Genomic DNA, 15066 nt, shown 5'->3' with positions numbered 1-15066 from the left:
ATTTTTTATTTCGACCGGCTGCGTGCGGGTCAGGACGCCAGCACCGGCGCGGGGTACACCTCTTCGAGAGCGGCCAGCACTTCGGCGATGCTGGGCGTCACGCCATCGCCGCCGAGCGACACGACACGTCCTGGCTCCTGCACGCCGTAGTAGTGCTGCGACGTGCTGTTGAATACCATGACGACCGGCTTGCCCAGCGCCTCGCCGATATGCACGAAGCCGGTATCGGTGCCCAGCACGACGTCGGCGGCGTTGACCAGGCGCGAGCATTCGAGCACGCTCATCCGGTCAAGCAGCTCTGCATTCGGAATTCCGGCCACCAGTACGTCCGCTTCCTTGCGCTCCGATTCCGAACCCCAGGGCACCAGCACGCGCAGGCCGCGCTGGCTCAGCACCTTGCCTACCTCGATCCAGCTTTGCGGCGGCCATTTCTTGGCCTCGTCGGACGTGGCATGGAACAGCAGGGCGAATGGCCCATTGCGGCCTTGTGCCGGCAATTTGTCCGGTTCGGGCAGTTGCAGGCCGTACACCATCTTGTCGTCGATCTGATAACCAAGCGCGCGGCTCACCGAGCGGCGCACGCGGGCACGCTGACAGAAATTGTCCTCCGGAGCGCGGCCGGCCAGGCGATCGGTATAGGCGAACGCCGAACCGCCTTCGCCCAGTTCGTGGTCGGGATAACCGTAGCGTCGCTTCGAGCGGGTCAGGGCCACGGCGATGGCGCTCTTGTAGACGCCGTGGATGTCGATCACCGCGTCGTACTTTTCCTTGCGCAGCGCCCGGATGGCGCCCAGGATCGCACGCACGTTGGCCCAGCTACGGTCCTTCTTGATGGCACGCAGCGGCGCGCTGATGACGCGGTCGATCTCCGGATTCCAGCGGCATACCTCGGCACAGTATTCGTCGGCGAACCAGTCGATCCGGACGCCGGGATACGCACGCTTCAGGTCTGTGACCAGCGGCTGGGCAAAAACCTCGTCGCCGAGCGACGTGATCTTGACGATAAGAACTCGCTTCATGAGGGCGCGAAGTCAGTAATGGTTATATGTAATGGCTGCCGGAGCGATATTGGACGCCGCCGGCCGTTTGCAAGCCGCGTAAGTATGCCCGAATTGGTGAGCGTTCCCATATTTCGAAACATGCCGTTGCGAACGTCGCAGATTGACTAGAATGTGGCTGATTCGATGCAGCCGGAGGAGACCATGACCGCACAGGCGCACACCCGCAGCCCGCTTATCAGCCGCTATCCCGTTCCAGAAATTGCCACGCTGCCTGACGATATTCGCCAGCGCGTGCTGGAGGTGCAGGAAAAGGCAGGCTTTGTTCCGAATGTTTTCCTGGCGCTGGCGCACCGGCCGGACGAATGCCGCGCGTTCTTTGCGTACCACGACGCGCTGATGCTCAAGGAAACCGGCAACCTGACCAAGGGCGACCGCGAAATGATCGTCGTGGCGACGTCAGGGGCCAACCAGTGCCTGTACTGCGTGGTGGCGCACGGCGCCATCCTTCGCATCTACGAGAAGAAGCCGCTCGTGGCGGACCAGGTGGCCGTCAATTACCGCAAGGCCGACATCTCGCCGCGCCAGCGTGCGATGCTGGATTTCGCGATGAAGGTCTGCGAATCGTCGCACTCGATCGGCGAAGCCGATTTCGAGGCGTTGCGCGCCCACGGCTTCGACGACGAGGACGCATGGGACATCGCCGCCATCACGGCGTTCTTCGGCCTGTCCAACCGCATGGCCAACACCATCAGCATGCGGCCGAACGAGGAGTTCTTCCTGATGGGGCGCGTGCCAAAGGCGAAGTAGCCCTGGCACCGGCTTGCTCCCTTCTACCGGGCGTGGCGGAAGGGAGCAGATTCCGAGCGGTCAACGAATCTGCGCGCAATCTCCGCTGCGGGGATCGAACAGCACCGGCCACGCCTGTTCGTAGATTCCTGGCGTGCAGTATTTCTCGCAACGCGCGTGGGCCAGCGTGATACGGCGCGGGTCCTGCCAGACCATGAGCTTGCAGCCGCTGCCGTCCACCGCATGCAGCTCGATGTGCGGCGTCTGCTGTACCTGCTTGAACTGTTCCAGGTCGAAGCGGCACGAACCCTTGCGCGATACCCAGAGTTTCCAGCTCAGCGTCTGCACGGCGTTGTGCGACACCCGGACGACGGCATCCTCGCGGAAGCCGTCTTCCTCGGTGCGCTTGCAGGCGCCGGCCATATTGATCTCGCGCGCGGCGATTGGCGTGGCGCGCGACATGGGCGTGGGCGGGTAGGTCGTATCGGCATTGACCATAGGGCCAGCCAGTGGTGGCGAGCTGTCTACCTTGTGCGGCAAAAGATCCGCGCAGCCCGCGCATAAAAAAAGCGCCAGCATTGCTGGCACGGTAACGCGTATTGACTTCATGTCGACCCCCCCTCTGGCCTCCCGCCACCTTCAATGTAGGGGATCGCGGTACAAAGGCCAGCGCTATGCGATGAGGACTAGTCCTATCGTGCGCGGGTAAGGTCCACCGTCTATATTCAGAGAATGTGGCCGCGCACCGGAGACGATGCGCGGCCTTTCTTTTGGCTTTCCTTCACGATCCGAACGCGCGTTTGAAGGCGCGTCGGTCGCTCAGGCCACGGCCTGCAGTTCGCTTTCGCGCGGCACCGCGTGTTGCACGGCCGGATAGCCGGCGGCAAACACCAGGCGGCCGGCCGACCAGGTATGCGTAACCAGCGGCTGGCCAGCCACGCTGGCGACGGCAATCACGTCGGCACGCTTGCCGGGCAGCAGTCGTCCCCTGTCGTCCAGCAGGCAGGCATCGGCCGGATTGGCGCTGACCAGTGCCAGCGCCTGGTCGAGCGGCAGGTCGGCCAGGCGCGCGGCGGCGAATGCGGCGGCAATCAGCGTCGAAGGCTGGTAGTCGGAACAGAGGATATTGCCGACGCCGGCATGAATCGCATCGATCGCACGCATCGAGCCGCTCTGGCTTTTGCCGCGCAACACGTTAGGCGCGCCGAGGATGGTCGGCAGCTTGTGCGCCGAGGCGGCCTGCGCGGTGTCCAGGTTGATCGGGAATTCGCTCATGCGCACGCCCAGCGCGTGCATGGCGGCGATGCGCTGCGGCGAATCGTCGTCATGGCTGGCGGTGGGCACGCCCAGCGCGTGCGCCTTGGATACCAGCCGGTTGACCCGCTCGGTGGCGCCGTCGAGTTCGGCGGTCTTCTTGGCCGCCGCGTTGGCCGCTTCCTCGTGGCTCATGCCGTGGTTGCCCATCATGTACGACAGGTAGGCATCGAGCGTCTTGAACTGGCCCTGGCCCGGCGAGTGGTCCATGACCGACAGCAGATCGACCACGCCCTCGGCCATCAGCATTTCGAGCACCGGCACGGCGGCCGCATCGGTGACTTCATAGCGGCAGTGAATCCGGTTGTCGACCAGGCTGTGCTTGCGATACTCGGCCACGGCGCGTACCAGCGTGGCAGCGGTCTCGTTGTTGCGGACGCCGAACTGGTTGCTGGCGAATGACAGCGCGTGGTACGGCGTCGTGATGCCGGCGGCGGCATTGCGGCGGTCGACCTGCGCCACCGCAAAGTCGAGCGGGAACAGCACGTTGGCGCGCGGTTCGGCTTCCTTCTCGATGGCATCGCAATGCACGTCGATCAGGCCCGGCATCACGGTGTGGCCGCGCAGGTCGATCACGTTGGCGTCGACGGGTGCCGATGCGGGTTCGATGGCGGCGATCCGGCCATCGGCAATCAGCATCGCGCTGTCATGCAGCACGCGGTCGGGCAAAACGAGCGTCGCGTGCGTGAGGTAGGTGGTGGACATGTCCGGTTCCGTTTCAGGTTCGGGGCAGGTTTGTCGGGGGCTGGCGTCGGGGCTGCGCGGGGCTGCAGTGCCTCAGGCGTTGGCGGCCACGGCCGGTTGCAGCGGCAGGGCGCGCGTGGCCACGGCGTCGCGCACGGCTTCGTCGTGGAAGATGCCGATCAGCGCGCGGCCTTCGGCCAACGCTTCGCGGATCAGCTCGATCACCACGGCGCGGTTGTCGGCGTCGAGCGATGCGGTCGGCTCATCGAGCAGCAGGATCGGATGGCCGCCGATCAGGCCGCGTGCGATGTTCACGCGCTGCTGTTCCCCGCCCGAGAACGTCGCCGGCGGCAGGTCCCACAGGCGGCGTGGCAGGTTCAGGCGTGCCAGCAGAACGGCGGCCCTGGCGCGCGCTTCCTCGTGGGTGGCGCCGCGCTGCTGCAACGGATCGGCCACGACGTCGAGCGCGGAGACGCGCGGGATGGCGCGCAGGAACTGCGACACATAGCCGATCACGTCACGGCGCAGTTTCAGCACGCGCTGTTCGGGGGCGTTGGTCAGCTCGACCCAGGGCTCGTCGGTTTCGCTCGTATCGCGCAGGCGGATCGTGCCTTCGGTCGCCAGGTAGTTGCCGTACAGGCAGCGCAGCAGCGTGCTCTTGCCGGTGCCCGAGCGGCCCGACAGCACGAGGCATTCGCCACGCGACGCGTCGAAATCGATCGCTTGCAGCACGGGCAGGCGGATGCCGCCCTGGTTATGCAATGTGAACATCTTGCCGAGGCCGCGGACCTCGATCAGCTTTCGGGAATCTGTCTGCGTCATGATCAGCCCTGCAGGATGGAGGAAACCAGCAGCTGCGTGTACGGGTGCTGCGGGTCATCGAGGATCTGGTCGGTCAGGCCTTGTTCGACCACCCGGCCGCCTTGCATGACCAGTGTGCGGTGGGCCAGCAGGCGTGCCACGGCCAGGTCGTGCGTGACGAGAATGGCGGCCAGGCCAAGATCGGTCACCAGCCGGCGCATCAGGTCCAGCAGGCGGGCCTGCACCGATACGTCCAGCGATGCGGTCGGCTCGTCCATGAACACCAGGCGGGGGTGCGTGACAAGGTTGCGGGCGATCTGCAGGCGCTGCTGCATGCCGCCCGAGAACGTGCTGGGCACATCGTCCAGGCGGGCCAGATCGATTTCCATCTTCTCCAGCCAGGCGCCGGCGATCTCGCGCAGGTCGCCGTAGTGGCGGTTGCCCACGGCCATCAGGCGTTCGGCGATATTGGCGCCGGCACTGACCTGCATGCGCAGGCCATCGCGGGCGTGCTGACGCACGAAACCCCAGTCGGTGCGGGCCAGCAGCCGCATGCGCGCGCTGGACAGCGATGCCAGGTCGGTCAGACCCGTTTCGCGCATGTCGTAGCTGACGCTGCCGCGCTGAGCCTTCACCTGCATCGACAGCGCCTGCAGCAGCGTGCTCTTGCCCGAGCCGGATTCACCGACCACGCACAGCACTTCTCCGGGATAGAGGTCGAAGTGGACGTCGTGGCATCCGTGCACGCCGTCCCACGTATGCGTGAGGTTGCGGACGGAAAGCAGTGGCGTGGCGTTCATTGGTGGCCTCCGGCGGCGTTCATGACGGCTTGCGCGGCCTGGCGATCGGCGCAGTACTCGGTGTCCGAGCACACGAACATGCGCGTGCCGGCATCGTCGGTGATGATTTCATCGAGGTAGCTGTCGGTGGCGCCGCACTGGGCGCAGCAGGTCGACCATTTCTCGACGGTGAACGGGTGATCGACGAAATCGAGACTCTTGACCGACGTGTAGGGCGGCACCGCGTAGACGCGCTTTTCACGGCCGGCGCCGAACAGCATCAGCGCGGGGCTGCGGTCGAGCTTCGGGTTGTCGAACTTCGGAATCGGCGACGGGCGCATCATGTAACGCTGGTTGACGATCACCGGATAGTCATAGGTGGTGGCGATATGCCCGTGGTGCGCGATGTCTTCGTAGAGCTTCACGTGCATCGAGCCGTACTCGGCCAGCGCATGCATCGTGCGGGTTTCCGTTTCGCTCGGTTCCAGCCAGCGCAGCGGCTCGGGGATGGGTACCTGGTAGACCATGATCTGGTCCGCCTGCAACCGGGTTTCCGGAATGCGGTGGCGCGTCTGGATGATCGTCGCTTCGGTGGTGCGCTCGGTGGTCTGCACGCCGGTCACGCGGCCGAAGAAGCGCCGGATGTTGATGGCGTTCGTGGTGTCGTCGGACCCCTGGTCGATCACCTTGAGCACGTCCTGGCGGCCAATGATCGCGGCGGTCACCTGGATGCCACCGGTGCCCCAGCCATAGGGCAGCGGCATCTCGCGGCTGCCGAACGGCACCTGGTAGCCCGGAATCGCCACGGCCTTCAGCAGTGCGCGGCGCAGCATGCGCTTGGTGGATTCGTCCAGGTAGCCGAAGTTGTAATGCTCGTCGCGCGCGACGGTGGCGGTAGTGTTTGCGGTGGCGGTGCTCATGCCAGCGACTCCTCTTGCGACGGTTGTTGCTCGGTCTGCGCGGCGCCCGCCTGTCCCGGCTCGGCGCGCAGGCGGCGCAGCAGTTCCAGGTTGGCCTGGAAGTCAACGTAGTGCGGCAGCTTCAGATGCTGCACGAAGCCGGATGCTTCGACGTTGTCGCTGTGGTACAGCATGAACTCGATGTCGTTGGCCGGATTGTCGGCCGCTTCGCCAAGCTCTTCGGCACGCATCGCGCGGTCCACCAGCGCCATCGACATCGCCTTGCGCTCGTTGTATCCGAATACCAGCCCATAGCCACGGGTCAGGCGCGGCGCTTCATCGGCATTGCCGGCGAACTGGCTCACCATCTGGCATTCGGTCAGCTCCACTTCGCCAATGGTGACCGCGAAGCCGAGTTCCTCGATAAACATTTCGACTTCGGTGCTGCCATAGCGGATCTCCGCCGCGAATGGGTGCGAATTGCCATAGCCGCGCTGCGTCGAATAGCCCATCGCCAGCAGGAAGCCTTCGTCGGCGCGGGCCAGGTTCTGCAGCCGCGCGGGGCGTTCGGCGGGAAAGGTCAGCGGTTCGCGCGTCAGGTCGGGCGGGGCGGGGTCGCCCGCGGGGATCGTGTCGGCCTCCACCAGCGACTCGGCTTCGAGCAGGCCGGTCACGCGCGGCATGTTCTGCGCCAGCGGTTCGGGCGACGGCTGCATCGGCGTCGGCTCGCGCCCGGCTTCGAGCGTGAAGTCGAGCAGGCGCTGGGTGTAGTCGTACGTCGGACCCAGTACCTGTCCGCCCGGCACGTCCTTGAACGTCGACGAGATACGGCGCTGCAGCTTCATCCTGCCGGTATCCAGCGCCTGCGTGTAACCAAAGCGCGCGAGCGTGGTGCGGTACGCGCGCAGCAGGAAGATGGCTTCGATCTGGTCGCCGGCCGCCTGTTTGAGTGCGAGTGCGGCCAGATGCGGATCGTAGAGCGATCCTTCGGCCATGACGCGCGATACGGCCAGCGGCATCTGTTCGCGGATCTGGGCAAGCGTGATTTCAGGCACCGACGTGTCGCCACGGCGGTAGGCGTCCAGCATCTGGTAGGAATTCAGGATGGCGCGCTCGCCACCCTTGACGGCTACATACATGTCAGTCCTCCACGTGCGTGGTGCGGGTCATGGCGCAAAAGTGTTCGCCGCTGGCCAGCAGCAGGTCCACACCCAGCGGAAAGCGGGCGTTGTTGGCGCGCCAGCTTTGACGGAAGTCGGCGGGCAGGCCGCGTACGCGCAGTGCCTGCGTGGTTTCGATGCCGGGGCCGTGCAGCGTCAGCGCGTCGCCGTCGTGCAGCGAGGCCACTTCGACGATCAGCGTGGCCGAGCGATCGGGATAAGCCGGGAGACCCTGCGCGCAGTCGGCCAGCGCGGGCATGGCGTGGCCAGCGGGCACACACACGAATGTGGCTTCACCGACGCTGTCGACCAGCGGGCATCCGCAATGAAAGCGCAAGAAGGCGCGCGCGGCGGCGGGCGTATCGGCGGGCAGCCAGACGGGTGTGTCCGGATCGGCCAGCGTCAGCAGCAGCGCGGTCAGCGCCGGCGACAGCCCTTCGGGCAGACCGCTTGCAACGGGCAGCGTCTCAAGGCGGCCCGGGTGTGCGAACGCTTCGAGCGTGGCGCGGAAAACAGCCTGCGCGTCATCGACGGGATTGTCGAAGCCGGGCAGCAGGGAGGTTGCGGCGGAGGCAGGGGCTTGCATTGCGTTCTGGGTGGATGACATCAGTCTTCTCCGCGTGCCATCGTGAAGAATTCCACGCGGGTTTGCGCGGCCGTGGCGGCCTGCCGTGCCGCGCGCTCGGTCAGCACCTGCGCCAGCGGCGCGATGACGATGTCCTGCACGCGCTGGTGCCAGGCCGGCTGTTGCAGCAGTGCGTCCAGCACGGCAGCCTGCTCGGCGTGGCGCTGGCCACGTCCCTGCACATACGACACGCCAGCGGTGGCCGCTTCGCCGGGCGTCGCATCCAGCACCACGGCGCAGCGCGTGACCGACATTTCGCCGAGGTTGAACTGTGCGCCCGTGCCGCCGGCGCGGGCACGCACCATCGCCATGCCCGATTCGGGCTTGCGCAGCAGTCGGTAAGCGGGCTTGGCCGCCGCTTCGAACAACCGGGTGTAGGCCGCATCGAGCACGTCCGATTGCGCCAGCGCCAGTACCCGCAGCCACGCGGCACGTGCCGAGTTGGCCTGGTTGGCGATTTCACTCTGCATAATCACCCCTATACGTCTATACGTTTAGATGTAAACTAACACAACACGGCGCTACTAGACCACAGGCACATGAACGTTTCATGACGGGTCGGGGATTTGGTCGGGCACGGCGCGCACGAGCCGGGACTGAGGCACAATCGCACGGCAACCATTAAGGCTTGATGACACAGGGCAGAACGGAAGATGTCTGATCGGGAAGTTGAACGCGGTTCTGGCGTGGCGGTTTGGCGCCAGATTGGCGAGGCGCTGGCGGATGACATCCGCAACAAACTCTATGGCCCCGGCGAGCAGTTGCCGCCCGAGCCGGAACTGGCCACGCGGTTTGCCGTGAATCGCCACACCATCCGCCGTGCGATGGGCGAGCTCGAACTGAGCGGCCTGGTGCGCATCGAGCAGGGCCGCGGCACGTTTGTGCAGGAGCATGCGATCGACTATGCGATCGGACGTCGCACGCGCTTCTCGCAAAACCTGGCCGCGCAGGGCATGCGCGGGCACCTGGAGGTTGTGGACAGCCAGACGCTGCGCGCGCCCGAGATTGCCAAGCATCTGGGCCTGGCGCGCAACGCGGACATTCTTCACATCCAGATGGTGGGCAAGGCGGAAGCCCGCACCATCGACGTGGCCGAGCATTATTTCGACCCCAAGCGGTTTCCGGGCCTGGAGGAAAAGGTGCGCGAGACCGCATCCATCTCTCGCGCGCTGACCCACTATGGCATTGCCGATTACACGCGCAAGTGGTCGCGCATCACGGCCGCCATGCCCAGCGCGCCGGTGGCACGGCTGCTGAACCAGCCGAAGACGCGCCCGGTGTTGCAGGTGGAGGCGCTCAACGTCGATATCGACGGCGTGCCCGTGCAATACAGCATGACCCGCTTCGCCGGGGACTGGGTGCAGCTTACGGTGTCCGACAACGACTGACAGATTTTCCGCGGCCTCGTGAAGCACAGTCGAGGCTGCAACGTCAATTGCCTGGCAGTCATATTGGTCTAGACATCCGTCTGTCATCTGACAGAGCTAACGTAGCCGTCGATCATGTAATTCCATCATGCAAACGACAAATCAATCCTATTCGCTCCCGCTGTGCGGGATTACCGGCCGCCGGGTGCTGGGTGCCGGCGCCGTGGCCCCGGCGACGCTCGGTTTCGAACACGGCAACGTCGCGCAACAGGCGGCCGGTAGCGGCGCCTGCCTGGATGCCGGCGATCTCCTGGTGTTGCCGGGCATTGTCGATATTCACGGCGATGCGTTCGAACGTTCGGTGATGCCGCGTCCCGGCGTCAGCTTTCCGTATGGCACTGCGTTGCTCGACGTGGACCGCCAGTTGCTGGCCAACGGCATCACTACCGAATTCCACGGCGTCACGCTGTCGTGGGAGGGCGGTCTGCGCGGTGAAGCGTATGCGCTGCGCATGTTCGAGGCGCTGTCGCAGCTGCAGCCCATCCTGGGCGCGTCGCACAAGGTGCACCTGCGCTTCGAGGCCTATCACCTGGCCGGCGTCGAAACGGCGCTGCAATGGATGGCGGACGGCCGCGTGAGTTTGCTGGCCATCAACGATCACCTGCCGACGATGGCACGGCGCATGAACGATGAGCGCAAGCTCGCGCAGTACGCGGAGCGCGCCGAATGCGATATGGAAGCGTTCCGTAGTCGCCTTCGTACGGCCAGCCGCCACGCACAGGATGTGCCGGCGGCAGTGGCGAGCCTGATCGCGGCCGCGCGTGCCGCCAATCTGCCGGTGGCGTCGCACGACGATCCCGACGCGGCCACACGCCAGCACTACCATCGCCAGGGCTGCGCCATTGCCGAATTCCCGTTGACCGTTGAAGTGGCCACGCTCGCGCGCCAGATCGGCGACGAAACCGTGTTCGGCGCCCCCAACGTGCTGCGTGGCAAGAGCCACACCGGCGCGCCGAATGCCACGGAAATGATTGCGGCGGGCCTGTGCACGGTGCTCGCTTCCGACTACTACTATCCCGCGCCGCTGCAGGCCGCGTTCAAGCTCGTCCAGCTTGGTATCTGCGGTTTGCCCGAGGCCTGGCACCTGGTCTCGCGCAATCCGGCGCGTGCCGCGGGTCTGCGCGATCGTGGCGTGCTGACGCCGGGCATGCGGGCCGATGCAATCCTGGTGGACGACAGTGTGCCGGGCCTGCCGCGCGTCTGCGGTGCCATCGTCAACGGCGAACTGCGTCATGCCACGGTGGCATTGCCGCTGATCGACCTGGCTGATGAAGGCAGCCTGGCCGCATGAGTCGCGCTGCCAGACCCGCTCATCGTTACGCGATCTACCTTGCGCCGGCCGAGCCGTTCCGCAGTTTCGGCGCCCAGTGGCTGGGCCGCGATGCCGATACGGGCGCCGCTTTGCCGCTGCCGCAAGGCATCGCGCAACGGCCGGTCGCATGGATCGAGGCTCCCGCGCACTATGCGTTGCATGCCACGCTCAAGCCACCGTTCCGGCTGGCCGACGGCACGGATGCGGCCATGCTCGATGGCGCCATGCGCGCGTTCGCGGCGGCACGCCAGCCGTTCGACGCACCGCTGACGCTGCGCGCGCTGCGCGGCTTCCTGGCCTGGTGCCTTGACGATGCGGACGGGCAGGGCGGGCGCCAGATGCACGCGCTGGCCGATGCATGCGTCAGCGAGTTCGACCGCTTCCGCGCGCCGCCGACCGCAGCCGAGATCGCACGCCGCGACCCCGCAAAGCTGAGTCCCGCGCAGCGCCGGCACCTCGATGCCTGGGGTTATCCGTACGTGTTCGATACGTTCACATTCCACATCACGCTGACCGGCATGCTCGACGCGGCCGACGAAGCCGCGGCGTTCGGCATGCTGTCCGCCGCCGGGGGCCGGTTGCTGGAGCGGCCGCTGCACGTCGATGGCATCAGCGTCTACGTGCAGCAGGAAGCTGGCGCCGACTTTGTCGCCGCGCGCCACTATCGCTTCGATGGCTCCACCGTGGACGGTGCCGGCGTGAGCTGCCTTGAAGCATGAGTACCCGACCTGAAACCGACGGCAGCGGCCTGTTCTATGTGATGGGCCCATCCGGCAGTGGCAAGGATTCGCTGCTGAGGGCCCTGCGCGACCGGCTGAAGCCGACCGACCCCGTGGTCATCGCCCATCGCTATATCACGCGCGCCGCCGATGCCAACGAAGCGTCGGTGGCACTGACCGCCGACGAGTTCCATCGCCGCATCGATCACGGCTGCCTGGCCATGCACTGGCAGAGCCACGGCCTGCACTACGGCATAGGAGTGGAGATCGAGCAGTGGCTGGCGCGGGGCCTGAAGGTCATCGTCAATGGCTCGCGCGAATACCTGCCCGATGCCGCTGCACGCTATCCCAAACTCTGCGCGGTGCATGTGCGGGTGAAGCCCGAGGTGTTGGCTGTGAGGTTGCGCAATCGGGGCCGGGAATCGGAAGGCGCGATTGCCAGGCGGCTGGCGCGGGCCACGCAGCCTTTCGACGTGCCTGCGGGCTGCAAGCTGATCGAGATCGACAACAGTGGTGACCTGAAGGATTCGGCTGACGCTTTCGCGAGCCTCGTCACCGGCTGATTGGCCCGCATTCTCCTGCGAACGGGAGCGTGGCCGGGGAATCGTGCCAGCGCATCGATTCCCGGCGCATTCCGCGCAGGATTTCAAAGATCCGTACTGAAGCTGATTCCGTGCTCGGTGAACCCGAGTTGGCGATAGAACTGATGCGCCTGCAGGCGGCGCGCGTTCGACGACAGCATCAGCTTGGCCGCACCGGCCTCGCGCGACAGACGCATTGCTTCGGCCATCATCTGCTTGCCGATCCCGCGGCCGCGAGCGGCGGGTGCTACCACCACCGCTTCCAGAACCGCCTCGGGCCGTCCATCGTGCACCATCACCGGAAACACGAGCAGGCTGAAGGTGGCCATCGGCACGTCGTTGTCATCCACCATCAGATAGCAGCGGTAGTCCGGCAGGCGGCGCATGGCCGCGTACCGTTCGCGCATGGTGGCCAGCGGCAACGGCGTCTCGTCATCCATCGTCGCCAGCAAGGCGGAGAGGTGCAGCAGCTCCGCATCGGAGCCTTGCACCTCCCGCAGCGTCAGTGCGGTATCGACAGCGGTTTCCATTACGCAATACGGGCGCAGCGCGCGGCCATGTCGAGGTAGTGGGACAGCGGCGGCGTGGTCAGGTCGATCACCTTGGCCAGGTCGTCGTAGCGACGCAGACGCACCGCTTCCAGCGCGTGTGGCTTCGCGGCAAAGGTTTCGGCCTGATCGCCGTCGTACACCCCGCCTTGCAATTGCAGGCTGTGCACCGACGCCGGCGACAGCGTGTCGAAGTACTGCGGATCGACCGCGCACAGATAGCGCTTGGCGGCTACGTGCATGCGGATCGGTTCCGTCACCTCGGTGCCAAACAGCCGGGCCAGCGCATCGGCGGCGGCTTCCTGGTGGCGCATGTCGGTGGTGCTGCTTTCCGCCAGCATCAGGTGTCCCACGTCGTGCAGCAGCGCGGCAACGATGAGCGCTTCGCTTTCGCCGGCCTGTTCGGCCAGTTGCGCGCATTGCAGCGCATGGGCGGTCTGGCTGATGGCCTCGCCGCCGTAGTACGCGGTGCCGTGGTCGCGGAACAGCCCGGCGATATGGGGCAGGGTCAGCGCGGTCATACGAGCACCTTGCGGATCTGCGCCGAAATGACGTCGATCGCCACCACGAACAGGATGATGATGATCATGACCGCGCAGGTCTGCGCATACTGGAAGCTGCGGATGATTTCCCACAGCACGGTACCGATGCCGCCGGCACCGACGATGCCGACGACCGAAGCCGAGCGCACGTTCGATTCGAAGCGGTACAGCGCAAAAGACAACCACAGCGGCAGCACCTGCGGGATCACGCCATAGACGATTTCCTCGATCGGGCCGGCGCCGGTGGCGCGCACGCCTTCCACGGGGCGCGGATCGATCGCTTCGACGGCTTCGGCAAACAGCTTTGCCAGCACGCCCATCGTGTGAATCCAGATGGCCAGCACGCCGGCAAACGGGCCCAGGCCCACGGCCACGATGAACAGCATCGCGAACACCATCTCATTGATGGCACGGCATGCGTCCATCACGCGGCGCGCCGGCTGGTAGACCCACACCGGCACGATATTGGCGGAACACAGCAGCCCCAGCGGCACGGCCATGAACACGGCCAGTGCGGTGCCCCACAGCGCGATCTGCACGGTGACCATCATCTCTTCGAGATAGGTCTGCCAGTCACGGAAGTTGGGCGGGAAGAAATCGGCGGCAAACTTGGCCATGTTGCCGGAGTCGCGCAGCAGATCCAGCGGGCGCATGTCGGCGCCTTGCCAGGACATGGCGAGCATGGCCAGCACGACTCCCCAGACCAGCAACACGGAAAGGGATGTGCGCGGCGGCCGTACGGAACTTTGGGGCGAAGGGGGCAGGCCAGGCTTGGCGGTGGCAGTCATGGGAATCCGGGGTAAAGACCTGAAACGATGAAGGCCGGCAACGCCCGCGCGGGCATTGCCGGTCTTAGGTACGGCTTACTGCTGCGTGGTGGTGGCGGCAGCCTTGTCGAGCTCAGCCAGGCGGCGCGTCACGTCGGCCAGCTTCTTTTCCTTGTCGGCGGCGGCCAGCGTGCCGTCCGTCTCGATCTTGGCTTTTTCCTTGGCCAGCTCGATCTGGCGGATCGGCACGAGCTGGGCATCGGTCGACGGACGGAAGCCCTGGTACGTCAGCGCGGCCAGCGTCTGCTTTTCGCGCGCGGCGTCGGCGCCCTTGCCGTAGTTGACGAAGAACGTCTGGATCTTCTTCTTCAGATCCGGCGACAGGTCCTTGCGGTAGACCAGCGGATCGGCCGGGATCAGCGGCGACTTCCACAGCACGCGCACTTCGTCATAGGCGTTCTTGCCGGTGTTGATGCGATAGCGCTCGAAGTTCTCGGTGTTGTTCACGGCCACGTCCACCTGCTTGTTCAGTACCGACAGCAGGTTGGTTTCGTGGTTGCTGATGCGCACCGCCTTGAACAGCGATTTCGGGTCCACCTTGTTGGCGGCCCACAGGTAGTAGCCCGGCACGGCCGTGCCCGACGTCGAGTTCGGATCGCCGGCGCCGTAGGACAGATCCTTGCCGCGCTTGATCACGTCTTCGACCGACTTGAGGTCGCTATCCTTGCGGACGATCAGCAGCGACCAGTAGCCAGGGTTGCCATCCTTGTCGATCACGGAGGCGAACACTTCGCCATTGGCGCGGTCCACGGCTTCCATCGCCGACTTGTTGCCGAACCAGGCGATCTGCACCTTGTTGAAGCGCATGCCTTCGATGATGCCGGCATAGTCCGAGGCGAAGAACGGCTTGACCTGCACGCCGAGCGCCTTGCTCAGGTCGTCGATCACCGGTTGCCAGGCGTTCTTCAGGTTCGACGACGATTCCGTCGAAATGAAACCGATATTCAGGGTCTTGGCGTCCTGGGCGAAGGCGGGCAGTGCAACGACACCCGAGGCCACGACGGCGAGGAAAGTTCTGCGAAGCATCGAAAACTCCGTTTGGAAAGACTGATGGGTAATGC

18 protein-coding genes are annotated in these 15066 nt (G+C 65.6%); 5 read left to right on the top strand and 13 right to left on the bottom strand.

The window, feature by feature from the left end; genetic code table 11:
* Nucleotides 1-29: 29 nt before the first annotated feature.
* Entirely contained in the window at nucleotides 30-1019 is a 990-nt protein-coding gene (waaC, locus tag AC3FLX_RS19100; protein ID WP_488698869.1) for a lipopolysaccharide heptosyltransferase I, read from the bottom strand.
* Nucleotides 1020-1202: 183 nt separating this feature from the next.
* On the opposite strand from waaC, the gene AC3FLX_RS19095 reads away from it, so the two are divergent.
* Nucleotides 1203-1808: a peroxidase-related enzyme gene (locus AC3FLX_RS19095; protein ID WP_488698868.1), complete on the top strand. Its 606-nt coding sequence runs from the start codon at nucleotides 1203-1205 to the stop codon at nucleotides 1806-1808.
* Nucleotides 1809-1868: 60 nt separating this feature from the next.
* Here the strand turns inward: AC3FLX_RS19095 and AC3FLX_RS19090 are convergent, their stop codons facing one another.
* From AC3FLX_RS19090 to phnG, 8 genes are all read right to left on the bottom strand, one after another.
* The gene (locus AC3FLX_RS19090; RefSeq protein WP_488698867.1) at nucleotides 1869-2396 is read right to left on the bottom strand and encodes a hypothetical protein; all 528 of its coding nucleotides are present in this window, start codon (nucleotides 2394-2396) and stop codon (nucleotides 1869-1871) included.
* 210 nt (nucleotides 2397-2606) lie between these two features.
* The gene (locus AC3FLX_RS19085; RefSeq protein WP_488698866.1) at nucleotides 2607-3806 is read right to left on the bottom strand and encodes an alpha-D-ribose 1-methylphosphonate 5-triphosphate diphosphatase; all 1200 of its coding nucleotides are present in this window, start codon (nucleotides 3804-3806) and stop codon (nucleotides 2607-2609) included.
* A gap of 72 nt (nucleotides 3807-3878) precedes the next feature.
* A complete protein-coding gene (gene phnL / locus AC3FLX_RS19080; RefSeq protein WP_488698865.1) occupies nucleotides 3879-4607 on the bottom strand; it encodes a phosphonate C-P lyase system protein PhnL in 729 nt (242 codons plus the stop codon).
* A 2-nt stretch (nucleotides 4608-4609) separates the two neighbouring features.
* Nucleotides 4610-5386, bottom strand: a complete 777-nt coding sequence (phnK, locus tag AC3FLX_RS19075) for a phosphonate C-P lyase system protein PhnK (protein ID WP_488698864.1) — start codon at nucleotides 5384-5386, stop codon at nucleotides 4610-4612.
* Nucleotides 5383-6285 (bottom strand): alpha-D-ribose 1-methylphosphonate 5-phosphate C-P-lyase PhnJ, encoded by a 903-nt coding sequence (locus AC3FLX_RS19070; protein ID WP_488698863.1) that lies wholly within the window; start codon nucleotides 6283-6285, stop codon nucleotides 5383-5385. Before AC3FLX_RS19070 ends, phnK begins: the two co-directional genes overlap by 4 nt.
* Nucleotides 6282-7403, bottom strand: coding sequence for a carbon-phosphorus lyase complex subunit (locus AC3FLX_RS19065; RefSeq protein WP_488698862.1), 1122 nt, complete (start codon nucleotides 7401-7403; stop codon nucleotides 6282-6284). The genes AC3FLX_RS19070 and AC3FLX_RS19065 overlap by 4 nt, the downstream gene beginning before the upstream one ends.
* A 1-nt stretch (nucleotide 7404) precedes the next feature.
* Nucleotides 7405-8031 carry a phosphonate C-P lyase system protein PhnH gene (phnH, locus tag AC3FLX_RS19060; protein WP_488698861.1) on the bottom strand — a complete coding sequence of 209 codons (627 nt, stop codon included), beginning with the start codon at nucleotides 8029-8031 and terminating at the stop codon, nucleotides 7405-7407.
* Complete coding sequence (gene phnG, locus AC3FLX_RS19055; RefSeq protein WP_488698860.1) at nucleotides 8031-8519, bottom strand: phosphonate C-P lyase system protein PhnG; 489 nt, start codon at nucleotides 8517-8519, stop codon at nucleotides 8031-8033. Before phnG ends, phnH begins: the two co-directional genes overlap by 1 nt.
* Before the next feature lie 183 nt (nucleotides 8520-8702).
* Here phnG and phnF point away from each other — a divergent pair, with 183 nt between their 5' ends.
* From phnF to phnN, 4 genes are all read left to right on the top strand, one after another.
* Nucleotides 8703-9437, top strand: coding sequence for a phosphonate metabolism transcriptional regulator PhnF (phnF, locus tag AC3FLX_RS19050; RefSeq protein ID WP_488698859.1), 735 nt, complete (start codon nucleotides 8703-8705; stop codon nucleotides 9435-9437).
* 127 nt (nucleotides 9438-9564) lie between these two features.
* On the top strand, nucleotides 9565-10767 hold the full coding sequence (locus tag AC3FLX_RS19045) for an alpha-D-ribose 1-methylphosphonate 5-triphosphate diphosphatase (protein WP_488698858.1): 1203 nt from the start codon (nucleotides 9565-9567) through the stop codon (nucleotides 10765-10767).
* Nucleotides 10764-11507: a DUF1045 domain-containing protein gene (locus AC3FLX_RS19040; RefSeq protein WP_488698857.1), complete on the top strand. Its 744-nt coding sequence runs from the start codon at nucleotides 10764-10766 to the stop codon at nucleotides 11505-11507. Before AC3FLX_RS19045 ends, AC3FLX_RS19040 begins: the two co-directional genes overlap by 4 nt.
* A complete protein-coding gene (phnN, locus tag AC3FLX_RS19035; RefSeq protein WP_488698856.1) occupies nucleotides 11504-12070 on the top strand; it encodes a phosphonate metabolism protein/1,5-bisphosphokinase (PRPP-forming) PhnN in 567 nt (188 codons plus the stop codon). Before AC3FLX_RS19040 ends, phnN begins: the two co-directional genes overlap by 4 nt.
* Before the next feature lie 83 nt (nucleotides 12071-12153).
* On the opposite strand, the gene AC3FLX_RS19030 is transcribed toward phnN, so the two are convergent.
* The 4 genes from AC3FLX_RS19030 to phnD all read right to left on the bottom strand — a co-directional run bounded on the left by AC3FLX_RS19030 (nucleotide 12154) and on the right by phnD (nucleotide 15031).
* Entirely contained in the window at nucleotides 12154-12618 is a 465-nt protein-coding gene (locus AC3FLX_RS19030; RefSeq protein WP_488698855.1) for a GNAT family N-acetyltransferase, read from the bottom strand.
* Nucleotides 12618-13157, bottom strand: a complete 540-nt coding sequence (locus tag AC3FLX_RS19025; protein WP_488698854.1) for a phosphonate degradation HD-domain oxygenase — start codon at nucleotides 13155-13157, stop codon at nucleotides 12618-12620. Before AC3FLX_RS19025 ends, AC3FLX_RS19030 begins: the two co-directional genes overlap by 1 nt.
* On the bottom strand, nucleotides 13154-13966 hold the full coding sequence (phnE, locus tag AC3FLX_RS19020; protein WP_488698853.1) for a phosphonate ABC transporter, permease protein PhnE: 813 nt from the start codon (nucleotides 13964-13966) through the stop codon (nucleotides 13154-13156). Before phnE ends, AC3FLX_RS19025 begins: the two co-directional genes overlap by 4 nt.
* Nucleotides 13967-14041: 75 nt before the next feature.
* Entirely contained in the window at nucleotides 14042-15031 is a 990-nt protein-coding gene (gene phnD, locus AC3FLX_RS19015; protein WP_488698852.1) for a phosphonate ABC transporter substrate-binding protein, read from the bottom strand.
* Nucleotides 15032-15066: the final 35 nt, after the last annotated feature.

The organism is Cupriavidus sp. 291-E7, from assembly GCF_057798835.1.
Note: the sequence above shows the minus strand (reverse complement) of the source record. Positions and strands in the feature narration are given on the sequence as shown.